The organism is Mucilaginibacter sp. PAMB04274, from assembly GCF_039634385.2.
Classification (GTDB): Bacteria; Bacteroidota; Bacteroidia; order Sphingobacteriales; family Sphingobacteriaceae; genus Mucilaginibacter.
This window is the reverse complement of sequence record NZ_CP155081.2, coordinates 3,318,180-3,336,667: the sequence shown is the minus strand read 5'-3', so window position 1 is coordinate 3,336,667 and position 18,488 is coordinate 3,318,180. Positions and strand designations below refer to the sequence as shown.

The 18,488-nt window shown below is 43.1% G+C and carries 9 protein-coding genes; 7 read left to right on the top strand and 2 right to left on the bottom strand.

Going from position 1 to position 18,488, the window contains the following annotated elements:
* Positions 1-32: 32 nt before the first annotated feature.
* Positions 33-1,763 carry a glycosyl hydrolase family 28-related protein gene (locus tag ABDD95_RS14010; RefSeq protein ID WP_345947959.1) on the bottom strand — a complete coding sequence of 577 codons (1,731 nt, stop codon included), beginning with the start codon at positions 1,761-1,763 and terminating at the stop codon, positions 33-35.
* A 424-nt stretch (positions 1,764-2,187) separates the two neighbouring features.
* Here ABDD95_RS14010 and ABDD95_RS14005 point away from each other — a divergent pair, with 424 nt between their 5' ends.
* From ABDD95_RS14005 to ABDD95_RS13985, 5 genes are all read left to right on the top strand, one after another.
* Positions 2,188-3,828 (top strand): DUF6377 domain-containing protein, encoded by a 1,641-nt coding sequence (locus tag ABDD95_RS14005; RefSeq protein ID WP_345947958.1) that lies wholly within the window; start codon positions 2,188-2,190, stop codon positions 3,826-3,828.
* Between the two features lie 411 nt (positions 3,829-4,239).
* Complete coding sequence (locus tag ABDD95_RS14000; RefSeq protein WP_345947957.1) at positions 4,240-7,392, top strand: TonB-dependent receptor; 3,153 nt, start codon at positions 4,240-4,242, stop codon at positions 7,390-7,392.
* Between the two features lie 25 nt (positions 7,393-7,417).
* Positions 7,418-9,244 carry a RagB/SusD family nutrient uptake outer membrane protein gene (locus ABDD95_RS13995; protein WP_345947956.1) on the top strand — a complete coding sequence of 609 codons (1,827 nt, stop codon included), beginning with the start codon at positions 7,418-7,420 and terminating at the stop codon, positions 9,242-9,244.
* On the top strand, positions 9,244-9,369 hold the full coding sequence (locus tag ABDD95_RS13990; RefSeq protein WP_345947955.1) for a hypothetical protein: 126 nt from the start codon (positions 9,244-9,246) through the stop codon (positions 9,367-9,369). The genes ABDD95_RS13995 and ABDD95_RS13990 overlap by 1 nt, the downstream gene beginning before the upstream one ends.
* 21 nt (positions 9,370-9,390) lie before the next feature.
* Positions 9,391-11,490 carry a glycoside hydrolase family 97 protein gene (locus ABDD95_RS13985; RefSeq protein ID WP_345947954.1) on the top strand — a complete coding sequence of 700 codons (2,100 nt, stop codon included), beginning with the start codon at positions 9,391-9,393 and terminating at the stop codon, positions 11,488-11,490.
* Between the two features lie 143 nt (positions 11,491-11,633).
* Here ABDD95_RS13985 and ABDD95_RS13980 read toward each other — a convergent pair whose 3' ends face one another.
* Positions 11,634-16,199, bottom strand: coding sequence for an Ig-like domain-containing protein (locus ABDD95_RS13980; protein ID WP_345947953.1), 4,566 nt, complete (start codon positions 16,197-16,199; stop codon positions 11,634-11,636).
* A gap of 386 nt (positions 16,200-16,585) precedes the next feature.
* On the opposite strand from ABDD95_RS13980, the gene ABDD95_RS13975 reads away from it, so the two are divergent.
* Positions 16,586-17,545, top strand: a complete 960-nt coding sequence (locus tag ABDD95_RS13975; RefSeq protein WP_345947952.1) for a PorP/SprF family type IX secretion system membrane protein — start codon at positions 16,586-16,588, stop codon at positions 17,543-17,545.
* A 195-nt stretch (positions 17,546-17,740) separates the two neighbouring features.
* A complete protein-coding gene (locus tag ABDD95_RS13970; protein WP_345947951.1) occupies positions 17,741-18,478 on the top strand; it encodes a FadR/GntR family transcriptional regulator in 738 nt (245 codons plus the stop codon).
* The last annotated feature ends 10 nt before the right edge of the window (positions 18,479-18,488 follow it).

The following is an 18,488-nucleotide window of genomic DNA, read 5'->3' as shown; positions in this document are numbered from 1 at the left end:
CGGCTTTAATTTCCGTTAGTATAAAATATTCGTTACTTACTTAAGTTCGACAAGCTAAAGTTGGGGGATTTGTTTTCGATTGCTGATATTTTTGAATTAATGATGGTTAGCTGCCCTTTAGCATCGGTCGATATGTATAAAGCATGCTTATCCTTCGCCGCAATGCCATAACGCACAATGTTGATGTTGTGCAAACTGGCGTTACTAAGTCTTACTGCCTTGACATTATCTTGCTTAGTTATAACGCTTAGGGCGTTTGAGAGGCTGTTGCTAACTTTGATGTCCTTTATCGCAAGCCCGCTGATACTGCGTTTATCAAGGCATATTTCTATTGCAGCCCGCCAATCCCATTCATGGTCAAAGCCGCCACTTGTTTTAATTTCACAGTTTTGTATGGTGGTAACACCTTTAAAGTTGTTATTGACTGTTTTATCACCATTTTCTGTCGGAAACGTAGTGCTTAGCAAAATAGCCGAGCCTTGGCAAATATCTGCAAAAGAGCAGTTGGCTATTTCATTGCTGTCACCTCCGTAAATGGCCGCTCCGTTAGCCAGAAAAGGTAACTGGCCCGTACAGTTCTTAATAATGTTGTGTCCAGGTGCAAATTCTTGTTTGCTAAATACGGCTGGCCATATAGCAAAGCAGTCGTCACCCGTTCCTCTTGCCGTGCAATTTTCAATGGTGGATGAGTTCATCCCTACACAGAAGTTAATACCGTCGGCCATTGTGTTCCGCAATCTGCAACCTGCAACTTTCAAATTACTGGAATTTTCTATCCACATACCCACCTTGGTGTGTTCCACCCATATTCGTGAAATTGTTGAATTCGTTCCATAAGAGCCTACAATGCCGTCATTAGCTTCCTTGTCGCTCCTGTAATTAAGGTTTCCGGTTATGGCAAAATCAGCTAGGTGAATATTGCTGCCACGGCCAACTAATCTTACCCGCTTATTAGGATCGGCGTACAACTGGTCATCGCCAACCAATTGGCTGTACCACATTCCGGCTCCGTTAATCTGTATATTTGCAGGCAGTATTATATCTCCGCTTATCTTGAAAACACCGGCAGGAATCCAAACGCTTCTTCCGGTCTCTACAGCCTTGCTTATACACTTATTAAAAGCTTCAGTATAGTCTCCGTTAACCGGAACGGCAATGCTTGGGTCGGTAATGGATATGGAACTTGAAAGTGCTTTTAACGGTAAATCAACGTTTTCAAGGTCCGCCAGGTCAATTGTACAATAAGCAGCTTCATCGCCTTCCTGATCATCACGTTGTATTCTGATAACGTCGCCTTTCTTTACCTGTATTCCGCTCAATCTAGTTTCATCAAAAAAATGCCTGGGCGTACCGCCATTAAGGTTGTTGGAAAAAGGATACTTACCATACAGCCAGGCAAAACGCGATGTTATTTTTTTTTGCTGATTTAGTTTACCATTCTTGTATACGCCCAGTGTTGCCGTTTGGCCGTTTCCCTGTTTGCTGTCTGGCAAACTGTACCTTATTACCAGTGTATTGGCTGTAACGGTAGCCGTAAATTCAACAAATTGCTTTTTAACACTAAGTTTAACGCAACGCTGGCCGGATGATTCAGTTTCCACTCTATATGGATTATATGTTGGACCCATAACCATGCCGTTTGTACGCATGTTCTCCGCTTCATAAGTGGTCCATAAAATACGGGCGCCACGACCAGGCAGTTCTGTTGCAAAACTTGTTGAAACAAACACCACGAACACTACAAATAAGAATTTCAACCGCATATTAATTGAATTGCTAGGATACTTATGTTATGTAGAATACACCTCGTTTACAAATAGAAGAAATAAGCGGTAATCTTTCCAGCTGTGAAAGTGGAATATAAACCAGGATTGCTCTTTTAATACGCTTTGAGACTGACTAACAATAATTTATAAGTAAATGGGCAACACCAAAATATAAATGGTAGTAGATCTTGGTTTTCATAACTTTATACCACCAGTATGCAAAAGCATTAAGATGAATGTTTTTCACAGCTAAAATTTAAACAATGCCTTAGTTATTAAATCTTTGTTTTCCTAACCGGTTTTCTAAGTTTAGTATGCACTTGCTTTTCTTATTAAAAGCAATTAACTATCGTTGGTATAAAAAATTTGCTGAAATTCACAGACCAATTTATAACCAAGTTCTATTATATAATATAAGTTTATGAGGCGTATTGCACTTTGCATAGCTTTTATGGTAATTGCTATTAAAATTGTTTGGGCAAGCGGTAACGATAAGCTTTTAACACAATTGAATAGCGTAATTGAACAAAAGGCGCAATATGATACCGGCAAGCTAAAAAGGATTTCTGCTTACCAGAAAGAACTTGCCAACGCAAAAAATTTACCCGGTCAATACAGCATCTGTTTAAGCCTGTATAATGAGTTTAAGGCTTTTAATTATAATAAGGCATTTTTTTATTCGCGAAAGTTGCAACAGTTAGGACAGCAACTTAAAGAGCCTTCCAAAATATCGTATGGCAAAATAAAGATGGGCTTCACCATGCTTTCATCGGGCATGTTTAAAGAGGCCTTTGATGTGCTACGAACAGTTAACGTAAAACTGCTGCCCGATACAGTAAGGATGGAATATTACCTGCTAACCGCCCGTACTTATTACGATTTGGCCGATTATGATAAGGATGAGTATTTTACCGCAAATTATAACCAGTTGGCTGGTAAATACATCGATTCTGCTTCCAGGTACTGTAGCCCGGATTCTTATTCATTTTTGTATTACCACGGACTAAAGTATTTAAAGGCAGGTAATTTTGAATTTGCTATCAACAATTTAAGCCGGCTTATTGCTAATCATAAACTTACTAACCACGAGGTAGCCGTAACTGCATCAACACTAAGCGACGTTTACATACAAACCGGCAAGCCCGATTTGGCAGTAGCGTTACTTGTTAAGGCAGCAATTGCTGATATCAAGACATCAACCAAAGAAACGGCCGCCATGGTAACCTTGGCGCAGTTGCTACATAAACAAGGGGAGGTGAAGAAGGCCTACTTTTATATAAAACAAGCCTTGGACGATGCTACCTATTATGGTGCCAGGCAGCGAAAAATACAGGTTACTGCTATTTTGCCGGTTATAGCCGGCGAGCGTATCAATACCGAAGAAGAGCAGAAGCAATTGCTGTTCCTATATGCAGCTTTGTTAACCGTTTTAGCCGTTATAATTGTGGTGTTCGCGTTTATCATTAGCAAACAACTCAAAAAGCTTAAAGCTGCCGATAAAATTATTATGGAGGCCAACCGGGAGCTTCAGCATACCATAGATCAGCTCGATCTTACCAACCATACTTTAAAGCAGACTATACTTAAACTTGATGAAGCTAACCATATTAAAGAAGAATATATCGGCTATTATTTCAACATCATAGCCGATTATATTGATAAGCTGGATAAGTTTAAAAGATCGGTAGAGAACAAGTTGCTTACTAAGAAATTTGAAGACATACGTGTGCTTGTCAACAATATAAACCTGCGTAAAGAACGCGAAGAACTTTTTGTGAATTTCGATAAAGCTTTTTTAAAAATCTATCCAAATTTTGTAAAAGAGTTTAACTCTTACTTTAGTGAAGAAAACCAGGTGAAACTTAATAACGGCCAATTGCTTAACACGGATCTCCGCATTTTTGCACTTATTCGTTTAGGGATTAATGATACCGAAAAGATAGCCCGCATTTTAGAGTATTCACTCAATACCATATACAATTACAAAGCTCGTATTAAAGGCAGATCGACATTACCCAATGATGATTTCGAACATGCAATTATGGCTATAAATGCTATATGACGTAATGGTGCGGTAGTTTTTTAGGTTACATTTCATTTATATTCCGTAATGTAAGTTCTTGTTTTAAGTGTCTCTTTATTAGCGGTTTATGATATGTAATTAGCTAAAAGCGTTTATATTTTTATTTTGAGATTTGCTTACCCCAAGTTAATGCTGTCTCTTTGAATATCGTTACGGCGTGCTTTACCATGCTGCCGCTAACTTTAGCCAATTTTATATAAACCTATAAATTAACCGAATTTATGATGTTAAAGTTCAGGGCTCATTTGATGTCTTGAGAAGCCTCGTACTGCACTGTTTTGAGCACACAAAGTTTGCCGCTGCGCATGTTTGATGTGATCTCATGTAAACGGAATGACCGATGGGGTATTTGACCAGTTAGCCAATTTATTAAACCTATAAACAAGAATTATGTATAAAAAACTATTACTAAAAAATGTAATGCTTTGCTTTTTCCTGCTGCTATCACACCTGGTGCTGGCACAGAGCATTACAGTAACCGGTAAGGTTACTGATGAAAAAGGGAACCCGCTTCCGGGCGTTACTATAGCCCTAAGGGGTTCCTCAAAAGGCACAAATTCTGATGCGGGCGGTAATTACTCTATTAGCGCCGGCAGCAATGATGTGCTGGTATTTACAACCGTTGGATTTAATAAAAAAGAAGAAACGATTGGTAGCCGCGCATTAATCAATGTGCAGATGAAGGAAGACCAGAGAATGCTTAGTGATGTGGTTGTAGTAGGCTACGGCACCCAGCGCCGCCGCGATTTAACAGGTTCGGTAGGTTCAGTAAAGGGCGATGTCTTTAAAAACCAGCCCATTACTAACCCAACAGAGGCTTTGCAAGGGCGTGTAGCTGGTGTTGATATCATTAAAAGTTCCGGCGCGCCTGACGCTACTCCAACTATTATAATACGCGGCCTGGCTTCTTTAAATCAGCCAAACCCGCTTTACATTGTAGATGGCGTACGCGTACCCGATGGTAACAACATTAACCCGCAGGATATTGCCACCATAGATGTGCTGAAAGATGCCAGCTCGGCTGCTATTTATGGCGCTGCGGCTGCGGGCGGCGTAATAGTAATTACTACCAAAAAAGGGGCTGGTGTCGGCACAACGCCAACTATCAATTTTAACGCCCGGTATGGTGTAACTCAGCCTAAGTTGATCAAGCTACTGAATAAAAATGATTTTATCCGCCTGGAAAATATCATCAACCCGTCGTATTTTCAAAATACGGATGGTACAGCCAAAGGAGGCATAGATACTTTGGCCGATACCGATTGGACCAAAGCATTGTACCGTAATGCTTATGAGCAAAACTATAACTTATCTGTAGCGGGCTCTTCCCCTGTGGTTAATTACTTGTTTTCGGGCTTTTATAACTCCCAAAAGGGTATCTATATAAAAAATTACTCAAACATTGGCGGCGCCCGCATAAATACCGATTATAAGCTAAGTAAATGGCTTAAAATCGGAGAGCAGCTTGCCGTATCGCAACGCAGAACCTCGCCGCCGGTAGGAAGCGAAGCCCAGTTGCACAATGCGCCGTTCCGTACCTTACCGGTTATACCCATAATGGATCGTTTTGGTAAATACGGCGTTGTGCCTAACGGTTATGGTCAGCTATCGCAGTTTGCCGGTACCAACCCAGTTGGCTCAGCTAATTACGCCAACGCACAAAACGCCCGGAATAACCTGCAATCAAACGTATACGCCGACATTACACTTCCGTATGGCTTTAATATTAGAGCTAATTTTAGTTACAATTACTACCTCGAAAATCAGGACTATTTTCAGGATGCGTTCACCATCGGTAAAATATCTGTAGGTAGTAATTCGCTGAACAAGTATTTTATAGAAAGTACGCAGTTTTTAAGCAACTATGTTTTAAGCTGGAACCATAGCTATGGTAAGCACAATATAAACGCCATTGCAGGTTATGAGCAAATACAAAATAAGTATAATAACCTTAACGCTTCCGAAACCGCTATTGGCCTGCCCGGTTATTCATTCATTCAAACCTCAAATTCTAACTTATCTATTTCAGGCAAAAATGATCCGAACGGATTGATCAAATCAAAATTTGCCAGGTTAAACTATAATTTCAACAGCCGGTATTACCTGTCTGGTTCTGTACGCCAGGATGCCAATTTTGTAGTGTTTGGTCCTAACAAGCAAAAAGGCGTGTTCCCAGCCGCATCAGCGGGATGGAATATTAGTGAAGAGCCGTTCTTTAAGAAATTGCTGCCGGCGGTTACTACGTTAAAACTGCGTGGCAGTTACGGTGAGTTAGGTAATAGTAACATTGGTCCTTACTTATTTAATTCATCTTATCAACAGTTTCAGGCTACGAATGGCATAGCCTCTGGTGGTCAGAATTTCTCGCCAAATGGTCCGTTCACCATCGCCAATTCTATTAATGCCATACCCAATCCCTCCCTGCATTGGGAAACCATCCGGGAAACTAACCTGGGCATAGATGGTGAGCTGTTAAGCGGCCGCTTATATTTTACGGCAGAGGTGTATAACAAGAACACGGTTGACATGCTTTATAATATTAAGTTACCGCTGAGTACCGGTTTTACAGCTCCATACATAGCTAACATTGGTAAAGTAAACAGCAAGGGTATCGATTTAATGGTAGGTTCCCGTAGTAGTGGCAACAGTGCGTTTGGATATGACGTTAGTGCTACAGCAGGTTTTAACCGCAATAAGGTAACCAGTTTATCAGGCCTGGCTACAGATGCTATTTACGATGGTTATAATTATTACAGCGTTGGAGATGCCGGCTTTAACATGATGCCTAATCAAACGCTTACTATTACGCAGGCAGGTTCGCCTTTTGGTTCATTTTACGGGTATAAAGTGCTGGGCATTTTTCAAACAGATGCCGAAGCTGCGGTGCAAAAAGCTGGTGCCGGCTTAGCCCGTGCAGGCGATCTGCACTTTGAGGATGTGAACAAAGATGGTGTTATTAACGATGCCGACCGCCAAATCATTGGCAACCCTAACCCAAAACTGGTTTATGGTATTAACGCCCGCTTTAATTTTAAGGGTTTCGACGCCGCTTTGTTATTTAACGGTGTAGCCGGCGTTGATATATTCAACGGGGTAAAGGCTTATGAGCAATACCCATTTTCTGACGGTAACACTACCAGTCAGGTATTTAATAACTCCTTCTTAGGCAACAATGGGGTAACCGATCAGCCTCGTCTGGGTATTAAAAATGCCGATGGTTCCTTCACCTTAGATCCCAATAAAAATTTCACTTCAGTTAACAGCTACTTTGTAGAGAGCGGCAGCTACCTAAAATTGAAGAATCTGCAAATTGGCTATACTTTTTCGAGTGCTTTGCTTCAAAAAGTAAAAGTTAAAAATGCAAGGGTGTTTATTATGGGTAACAATCTGTTCACCATCACCAAATACTCGGGTTTAGACCCAGAGTTGGGCAGTGCTGCGTCGGCACAGGGATACTCTGGTGTAACCACGCGCGGTGTAGATGCCGTTTCGCAATATCCGCAAACACGCATTTACTCGGCAGGTATAGATATCAACTTTTAATCATCGCTAATAAAAGCTAAATCAAATGTCTAAAAAATTATATATAACCTCAATGCTGGCTTTAGCAATGCTTGCCGGCTGCAAAAAGGATGTGGATACAACCAGTGACCCTTCGTTATACTCAACCAGTAATTATCCAACTACGCTAAACGATCTGCAGAGTACTCTGGCCCCATGTTATTCTATTTTGCGCGACCAGAACTTATTAGGTTTCAATTTAATACCTAAGGCGTTGTCAAATGCTACGCACACGGCAAATTCGGCCTATAACGGCGATGCATCCTGGAACGAAATGGCCAATACTAATTTAAGTGTCACCAATTCTTATTCGAGCGGTGCTTACACCTCATATTTTGTTGGTGTAAAAAACTGTAATGTTGTTTTAGCCGCTGCCGATTTGTATTTAAGCAAATTTGCAAAAGGCGAAGAAAAAACTGCAGTAGATCTAATACGCGGTCAGGCTTACTTTTTAAGAGCTTATTACTACTTCCAGCTGGAGTGTTTGTTTGGCGAAAGCTATATCACCACAGCCGGAGGGGGCGATAAAATGGGCATGCCGATTTACAATGGTGTGCCTACAGATTTAGCCAGCACTCAGGTTTCCCGTTCAACAGTGCGTCAAACCTGGGATTTTATAGAAAACGACTTAAAACAGGCAGCAACCTTACTAAAAGGTAAGGTTTGGAGCGGAGACGAAAGGGGTAGGGTATCTGAGTGGGCGGCCAAGGGCTTACTAGGCAAGGCCTACGTATTTACGCAAGACTGGGCAAATGCCCGTACTACTTTGCTCGATGTGATACAAAACAGTGGTAAAACCCTAATGCCTTTTGCTAAATATGCCGACGCATTTGACGGTAACAGTGCCAACGAATTTAATGAGGAATCATTATTTGAATTGAACGTTGATCCCGATGCGCGCGGCAATGACTATGGTATCTATGGCGGAAAAGCCTACAACTCTACAACTATTAATGGTCTTATATGGCCAGCGTGGGCATTAGGGAGTGACGGGACTGAAGGTGGTGCACAGCCCCTAGGTTATGGAAACGAGGTTGTGCATGACAAAAACATTCTGCGTTTTGGTTATAATATAGGTACTTATAATCTCGTAGCTAATCCGGCATTCAGCGGTACGCCTACACAAAATAACCCGCGCCTCATCATGGATCCGGTTTATCGCGCAAAAGCTTTGCAGGTGCGCGCGGCTAAAACAGCCGATCCCCGCTTGTTTGTTAATACCGTACAACCCTGGATTGACCAGGTTAAACCCGACGGCGTAACCGTTTATCCGGCTTCAAAACCTAATTTTTATGCCGGTCAGGCAAATACTTATGGTTTTAGTTTCCGCAAATATTCGCCCGTTAATTATAATGTGAACGATCCTTCGCCCTTGAAAGCTGGGGCTAATGGTCCGGCTGATGCATGGAATCAGTATCTGTTGCGCATGGCCGATGTTTACTTGTTGTATGCTGAAGCTTGTAAAGGGGCAGGTGATAACGGCACCGCACTGGAGTATATTAACCGCGTTAAACGCCGCGCTTACAATCTGCCTTTAACGGCACCGTCGGCTGTTGATTATACTTCGTTGAGCAGCACTACATCTGCCATCGGTGACCCGGTGCTGGGCAACAACCCTCTGTATTACGAGCGTTGGGCAGAGCTGTTTAATGAAGGCGGCTGGTGGTACGACGTGTGCCGCTGGAGAATAGGAGCATCTGAAGCTGCATATTTTGGCACGGCATTAAATCTTACCGGTGCAATTCAATGGAACGATAGCAAATCATACACCTGGCCCATACCGCTGGCCGAGATTAACAGCAATAGTAAAATCAAGCAAAATCCGGGATATTGATGGCACAGTGCGGGGGCATATTACTGCCCTGCACTAACCTAGGTGAGCTACATGCGCTGGCTCTGGATATGCAGCTTAACAGCATGCTGCTGATACATGTGCAGGCAGGCAGCCAAGCGGATTAATTTTATAACCAATTACTACTAATGAAGAAATTATTTGCCTGTTTATTGGGTTGGGTGGCCATAAGCCAGGTATATGCCCAGCCCGGTAAAAGCATTAGTGCCAGTCTTGGCAAGGTTAAAGTTCAATTTATACTTGAAGACGGAGGCAAACCAGCCTACACGGTTACTTACGGCGCAAAACCGGTTATCAATAAATCTAACTTAGGGTTTGCATTGGCCGACGATAGCACATTTTATAAGGGTTTTAAACTACTGAGCACCAAGTACGACCAGGTGGACGAAAGTTGGGCGCCTGTTTGGGGTGAGGTAAACAGCATCCGGAATCATTATCAGCAAGTAACAGTTCACCTACAGCAAGAGGGCGGGAAGCAACGCCTGCTTAATGTTGTTTTTAGAGTATTTGAAGATGGTGTTGGGTTCAGGTACGAATTTCCTAAGCAGGCAAACCTAAACTACTTTATTGTTACACAAGAGAAGACCGAGTTTGCCCTGGCATCCGATGCGAAAGCATTTTGGATCCCCGGTGATTATGACTCCAATGAGTACGCTTATTCTACTACGAAAGTAAGTGAGATAGACAACCAAAAGATAGTGGGTGCGTCAGGCGATATTGCGGTACGTTTGGCTCCTGACAGGTACTCGGTACAAACACCGCTTATGCTAAAAAGCGATAACGGTTTGTACATCAACATCCATGAAGCAGCACTGCGCAACTATTCAAGTATGCAGTTACATGTTGATAGAAGCCAGTTTAAGCTAAAGAGTAGCCTGGTGCCCGATGCCGTAGGCAATATGGCTTATCTGCATGCACCTTTCCATACGCCATGGCGTACCGTTATCGTTAGCGGTAAGGCCGCGGATATTTTATCGTCTAAAATGATACTGAACCTTAATGACCCTTCAAAGGTTGAGAATACCTCATGGATAAAACCAATGAAATTTGTGGGGGTGTGGTGGGAGATGCAGATTGGTAAAAGCACCTGGAGTTATGCCAAAAGCATGAACGATGTTGATGCCAATGGCAAACTTATTCCAAGCGGCTTGCATGGCGCTAACACGGCCAACGTAAAACGCTATATTGATTTTGCAGCCAGGCATGGCATACCAGGTGTACTGGTTGAAGGTTGGAATACGGGTTGGGAAGATTGGTTTGGAAATTGGAAAGAGGACGTTTTTGACTTTGTTACCCCTTACCCGGATTTTGATGTGGCCGCGCTAACCAGTTATGCCAGGGCAAAGGGCGTAAGCATCATTATGCACAACGAAACTTCGGGATCGGCTACCAATTATGAACGTCAGTTAGACACTGCGTACCGATTTATGAACGAACATAGCTATCCAGCTGTTAAAACAGGCTATGTAGGCAAAATCATTCCACGCGGAGAGCATCATGATGGGCAATGGATGGTAAATCACTATGCGCGGGTAGCTCAAAAAGCAGCCGAGCATCATGTGATGTTAGATGCCCATGAACCTGTAAGACCAACCGGCTTACAACGCACCTATCCAAACTGGATGGCAAGTGAGGCTGGCCGTGGTAATGAGTACAATGCGTTTAGCGAAGGTAACTTACCCGAACATGAAACCATTTTACCGTTTACGCGCTTAATGGGCGGCCCAATGGACTACACGCCCGGGATATTTAAACTAAAAGGTTATACCACCGTACCTAATAGGCAGGTGCATACTACACTGGCTAAGCAACTGGCTTTGTACGTAACCATGTACAGTCCGCTGCAAATGGTTGCCGATTTGCCCGAGAATTATGATAAGTATCCTGATGCCTTTCAATTTATTAAAGATGTAGCCGTTGATTGGGATGATACTTACATACTGGAAGCCGAACCCGGCGATTACCTTACCATTGCGCGTAAGGCAAAAGGAAAAAACGAATGGTTTATAGGAGGCATTACTGATGAGCATTCGCGTACAGCAAATTTTAAATTAAATTTTCTTCCTCAAGGCCGAACATTCGAGGCAACAATTTACGAAGATGGCAGGACAGCTAGTTTCGATAAAAATCCTGAAAGCTACGCTGTTCGTAAGATCAAAGTAACTTCAAAAACAGTACTACAATTAAAGATTGCCCCCGGTGGTGGATTTGCATTAAGCATTAATTAAGGTAACAAGTGCCTTCATTTTGGTTCAAAAAACCGATATAAACGTTTTTTTGCTTCCAAAATGAAGGCACTTGCTTTTCCATTCATGTGGATCATTTAGGAATTTTCCTATTGCCAAGCTGTATGAATGGTATCAGGAGTTTATCAATTGTTCTTCAGTACAAAATATCCAGTCATTCGCTTCTCCACGCCACCGTTAGTGGTGTATTTTAACAAATAGTAATATGTGCCCGGAGGCTGTATCGAACCTGTAACACTGGAACGGCCATTAAACGCACGTGTCACATTATCATAATTTTGCGTTTCAAATATTTTGTTACCGTTACTGCTCATAACCAGTAACTGATTTTTTGGGTGCTCATCAATACCTTCAATATATAGAACATCGTTAAGGCCGTCGCCGTTTGGCGATAAAGCTTGCCGAACAACTAATTTCTTACTGCCTGCTTCATCGTTTAACGAATGATCAGTTACTGTATTTGTGGTAGTGCTGTTTTTGTTCAAGGTTGCAGACATTGCAGCGGTCAAGGTGGTAAACTCTGCGTCCCGACCATAACTGATACCTGTGCTGTTGATAGCATATGCTCTATAAACATAAAAGGTATTTGGAGTTAAGCCTGTTACAACTGCGGAAAAATTACCAGCACCACTTCCTATAACTACTTTTGTATCAACACCCACTGTAGACGAGTAATGATTGCTGTATACTATGCCCCGTTCTGTTACAGTTGCCGTGGCCCCGCCCTGGTCTGTAACGTTACCGCCCATGGTAGCAAAAGTGTCGCCTATAGAGGTAGCTTCGGTTGTGGATACCCTGGCGTAATCGTTAGGTATCAGCATTTTTGTAGCAACAGGGCTGGTAGTTGCACCGTCAGATACCGTGTAGTTTAGCGTGCGGGTTAGCAGCGAGTTGCTAAAGGTTGAAAACTTGATGCTTCTTAATATGGTTTCTGCTTCGCCCACAGTAACCTGTGCAAAGATGGTAAGTACACCTGTATTTCGGTTATAAGTTACCGGATAAGTAAGATTTAAATTAGTTGAAAGCTGGTCACCGAAACTAAAGTTGGTGATTGTAATTCTGGCGCCCGAAAGGTTAGCATTTTTATCGCCCGAAACGCTTACTCCGGTATCAACAAAATCATTAAAGGCACTTGGTGTGAATATAACGTTGCCAGGACTCGTGGTTACAATCGAAGCAGGTTTGTCCGGTCTTGTAATGGTATATACCTCGCTGTTAAATGGAACGGTACCTACAACTGGCGGGTCAATAAAGTTACTGTTGTCAAAACTCAACTGCAGCGTTCCGCTACCCGTCCCTGTACGAATAGTTACTACAAATTCGGTACCCAAACCTGTTATACCCATGCTGCCATCTAAAGCAGGCTTTAAATTGAACCCGGTAGTTATTAATTTTAGATTTTCTGTATATAAACGACTAATAGGCTGAGAGAATTTGATGGTGTATCTCACCTTTGGGGCATCAGTTACAGCCGGGTCATTACGGGTTATTGATAAAACCCGCGCTTGCGAATTTGTGGTAAACGACAACTGCTCACCATATGAAACCCCCAAATCATTTATGGCGTAGGCCTTGAAATAGTATAGCGTATTTAAAAGCAGATTCCGGGCAATGTCGGCAAAGTTATCCAGCTCAGAGGCCACCAGCTTGGTGCCAGATGTGATAGTTGGATCTGGGTTGGTACTATACACCAGCCCGCGTTCAGTTATTTGCAATCCGCCATTACTAAGAATAGTGCCAAACAAGCGGGCCTCTGTTGCGCTAAGAAGCGTTGCAGAATCTGTTCTAACCACAGCAAGGTACCTGAAATCGGCCGATGCTTCGAGGTTTCCGGTACCTTTGGCATCAATAGCTACTCCGGCCGGAACAGTGATCTTAATTGGGCCGCTTGCAACAGGCGTAAGCAAAAAGTTATAATCGTCGCCACTACCAGTAAAATTACTAACTGTAGCGTTAATTGTAACGATATCTGAAGCGGTAAAGCCGGTTACAGGGTTAGAAAACGTTACCCTTATCGGGAACGCGGTTTGCTGACCAGTGGCAGTACCGGATATGGTTACATTAACCTGATCGCGGTTAATGGTATAGCTGCCACCATAAAATGGCAGGTTAGCAATAGCCGGTTCAATGCCGGCTGTATTCGAAAACCCTAACTGGAATGTACCACTACCGGTACCTGTACTCAAAGTTACCACGTAACTATTACCTGAGCCGATTAAATCTCTGATGGCAGGAGGGGTGATGAAGCCCGTGGCCGGCACGGTGAAGTTTGAGGCAGTTAAACCGGTAACGGGTTGCGATAAGGTAATGTTATAACTTACAAAATCCGATATGGTGTTCATAGGATAGTTACGCGTTATGGACGTTACCTCGGTTGGCATTTTAGTGGTGAAGGTTTGATTTTCGCCATAAGAAGTGCCCAGGCTGTTGATAGCATAAGCGCGGTACACATAAAAGCGGTTAGGAGCAAGGCCCGTTTCTACTTTTGAAAAACTGCCTGTGCCGCTGCCCAGCACAATCTTATTAGTCGAAGCTGTGGTAGGATTATAATCGGTGTCATACACAATGCCTCTTTCGGTAACAGGCAGGCCACCGTCATCGGTCACGTTGCCGCCCATGGCGGCAAAGGTAGCACTTATGGCCTGGGCCGCTGTAGTGGTGACTGTTGGATAAGCATTGAACGAGAACGATTTTTCACTATTTCCATTACCTACGCCATCAAGCGCAGCACCTGCCGGTATGGTAACCTGGGTTTTTCCGCCTGAGGTTGGCGTTAACTGGAAGGTATAGTAATCGCCGCTGCCGTTAAAATTACTAACGGTTGCATTGCTTGCGTTAATATCTGAAGCGGTAAAGCCGGTAACAGGTTTAGAGAATGTAACCATTACTGGGAAAGCGGCCAATTGAGCTGCTGCGATACCAGCAATAATTACCTGAGGCTTTTCACGATCTATTACATAAGAGCCTCCGTAAAACGGCAGGTTTACAATAGCGTGATTAACACCGGTAGAGTTAGAGAATGCCAATTGCAACGTGCCACTCCCGGTTCCCGTGCTTAAGGATACAATGTAAGTATTGCCTGAGCCGGATATGCCGGTGATTGTCGGCGGTGTGGTGAAATTTGATGCAACTATAGTGAAATTAGCGGCTGTGATACCTGTTACGGGTTGCGATAAATTCACTGTGTAACTTAGTGTTTCAACATTGCTGGTCATGACACCGTTACGCGTTATGGACGTTACCTCGGTTGGCATTTTAGTGGTGAAGGTTTGATTTTCGCCATAAGAAGTGCCCAGGCTGTTGATAGCATAAGCGCGGTACACATAAAAGCGGTTAGGAGCAAGGCCCGTTTCTACTTTTGAAAAACTGCCTGTGCCGCTGCCCAGCACAATTTTATTAGTCGAAGCTGTGGTAGGATTATAATCGGTGTCATACACAATGCCTCTTTCGGTAACAGGCAGGCCACCGTCATCGGTCACGTTGCCGCCCATGGTGGCAAAGGTAGCACTTATGGCCTGGGCCGCTGTAGTGGTGACTGTTGGATAAGCATTGAACGAGAACGATTTTTCACTATTTCCATTACCTACGCCATCAAGCGCAGCACCTGCCGGTATGGTAACCTGGGTTTTTCCGCCTGAGGTGGGCGTTAACTGGAAGGTATAGTAATCGCCGCTGCCGTTAAAATTACTAACGGTTGCATTGCTTGTGTTAATATCTGAAGCGGTAAAGCCGGTAACAGGTTTGGAGAATGTAACCGTTACCGGGAAAGCAGTCAAGGAGCCGGTGGGCGTACCTGCTATAGTTACTTGCGGCAGTTGACGGTCAATGGTGTAAGAGCCTCCGTAAACGGGGAGGTTGCCGATAAAAGGTTCTACACCGTTTGTATTTGAAAATGCAAGCTGAAAAGAACCACTGCCGGTGCCTGTGTTAAGCGTTACCACATACACGCTCCCCGAACCCGATATATTGGTGATTGCCGGAGGTATGGCAAGGCCGGTTGAGGGTATGGTAAAGTTGCTCGCTTTAACGCCGGTAACAGCCTGAGAAAGATTAACGGTATAGCTTACGCTTTGTGCATTACTGGTTACAGGACTGTTGCGCGTAATAGAAGTTGCCTCCGTTATGCCTTTGGTAGTAAAAGTCTGGTTTTCGCCATAAGAGGTACCCTGGCTGTTTATGGCGTAAGCGCGATATACATAGAAGCGGTTAGGAGCAAGGCCTGTTTCTACTTTTGAAAAACTGCCTGTGCCGCTTCCCAGTACAATTTTATGGGTGGAGGCTGTGGTGGGGTTGTAATCAGTATCATACACAATGCCGCGTTCAGTAACGGCTGATCCGCCATTATCGGTCACATTACCGCCCATGGTTACAAAGGTAGCGCTTATAGCTTGAGCCGGTGTTGTGGTAACCGTTGGACTAGCATTAACGTTGCCTAACTTTTTATAAAATGCACCGCTTGGAATGCCATCCTTATTGGTGTAATAGATAATATGGGGTGCTTTGGTTGTAGTGGCAGCCTGTAATGTTATACTTAATGGGTCTAAATTGGCAATCCAGTTATGGGGTTCATCGCCTACGCCTAATCCATCATCAATGGCCAGGGCATGGCCTGTGTTAGCCTCTGTAACAACAGCCCTGCTCAAGGCGCAACTAAATAAAATAATCAGAACAGTTAAGGATAGGTTTCTCATGATTGGTTTGATTAGCTGAATACTTATCAAAACTATCTTTTTATTTCAAGATGAGTTAACTGTCGGTTAAGTCGTGTGCTGATTTTAGATCGTTTTGCTCTATTAATGAGCAAGTTAATGAGAAAGTGTGTTTTTAAACGATACGGTATGTGTGCACAATAAAATGGCTAATTGTTGCTTGTAGTTTCTACATTGAACCGCATATCATCGGAGGCTTACCGGCGTTCAACTATTCTAAAATGATGCATCAGGCATAGGCTGTATTACGTACTATTACAGCTAAAGTGCCTTTTTATCCTAACCAATTAAGATAAACCAGAAATACAGTATATAAATAGGTTTAAACAAATCTTGTTGTATAAGCAACAGCGTTTAATTTATCCTTTATGAATAACTCAAAACCAAAACCATCACATCCACACCTATCTATCTGCAAGCAAACATTCGGTTTAATAACGGCTTTTTGCTGTTTTATTGCAGCACAAAATTGTAAAGCCCAGCAACTTTTTAACTACACGCAGTATATGCACAACCTTGTGCCTTTAAATACTGCTGCCGCCGTGCTGGAGCAAGCGGGATCCGTAAACGTGGTTATACGAAGGCAACTTACAGGTATTGAGGGCGCACCGTCTACTTTCATTTTTAACGGACAACTGCCTGTAGAATCCATTGGTGCAACGGCCGGCCTGGTGTTGCTTAATGATCAGTTTGCCATTGAACGCCTCACCGAAATCAACGCATTTTTGGCCAAGCGCATACGCCTGGCCCAGGGAGGTCAGTATCTCTCGGTTTCCCTGAATTTAGGAATCAGGAGGTATACTGCCAACTATTCTTCGTTGGATGCTACTGATCCGCAGTTTAGAAACGATGTAAGGGAATCAAGGCCAAATATTGGCTTTGGAATTTTGTACCATAGTGCAAGATATTATCTTGGTATAGCCGTACCTGAGTTTACTACGCGCAGTTTAGGTCAGGCATCACTGGTTGATAACAGCTTTTTTAGCAGTCATTACAATTTTTCAGGCGCTTATCTACTGGGCGATGAAGGTGGAGAGGTTAGAGTTAAGCCCTCAGTGCTTGCCAGCTATGCTAAAGACCTGCCATTGGTTTGCAACTTCTCGACCACCTTATACCTGAAAAGTACCCTGGGGCTGGGGGCTAACTACCGGACTAACAAAGAGATGGCAGGGATTCTTTCCTACACATCAGACCTGTTAAAAGTTGGCTATTCTTATCAATTTGGTACAGTAAACAATAATGTCGTCAACGGCTTCCGTAATAATACGCATGAAATTACCTTCACCTACCGCTTCGGTAACAATCTCGGCAATCGTTCGTTGCTGTAAATGATACCTCCAACCACAGCCATCTTAATTCAAATGTAAATTTGAGTTAGTTGTCATTGCATCTTTGTTGATGGTCAGCAACTTCCCCAATTACTATTACACATACCCACAACAGGCAAAAAAAATTAATCTTTTTTATTTGCAAATACAAAAATAACAATCCATATTTGGTTAACCAATCTGGTCAACCAATTTATGAAGCCAATTACTGAAACACTGCCGGCTATGCAGCCTGAAAGTTCTGTTGATAAAATCATCAGGGAGTTAAAGCAACTGATCGTCTCGGGCCAGTTAAAGCCTGGGGATAGGTTACCGGCCGAGCGATCCTTGTCCGAAAAATTTGGTGTAGGTCGCAGCTATGTTCGCGAAGCTATTTTGAAACTGGAGTTTTATGGCTTACTAAAAACTAATCCACAAAGTGGCACTTACGTTTCAGGCTTAAGTATTAAGGTGATTGATAATATCATTAATGATATCATAAAGCTTAACAAAGACAATTTTAGTGCATTAATTGAAGCGCGGTATTATTTGGAACTAGACGCCGTTAAACTGGCGGCCGAGCGCAGAAGCCAGGCCGACTTGGAAGCCATTGAGCAGGCTTTGCTTGATTATGAAACTAAGACCCTGGCAAACCAGGATGCGGTAGAAGAGGATATGCTCTTTCATATCATGATAGCGCGTGCCGCCAACAACTCTGTTATCGAATCTATGATACTGGTATTAATTCCTGACTTGATTAAAACCATTATCGAAAATAAAGTGTGTGGCGAAAACCGGGGCAAAACTGCTATGAAAGAGCACCGCGCCATATTAGAAGCTTTAAAAGCAGGTGATATTGATGCTGCCGAAGATGCCATGGCACAACACCTTGACGAAATACTGCAGATAAGCCGAACCGATTATACAGCAAAAAAAATTATAAACAACCAATAAAGCGTTCTAT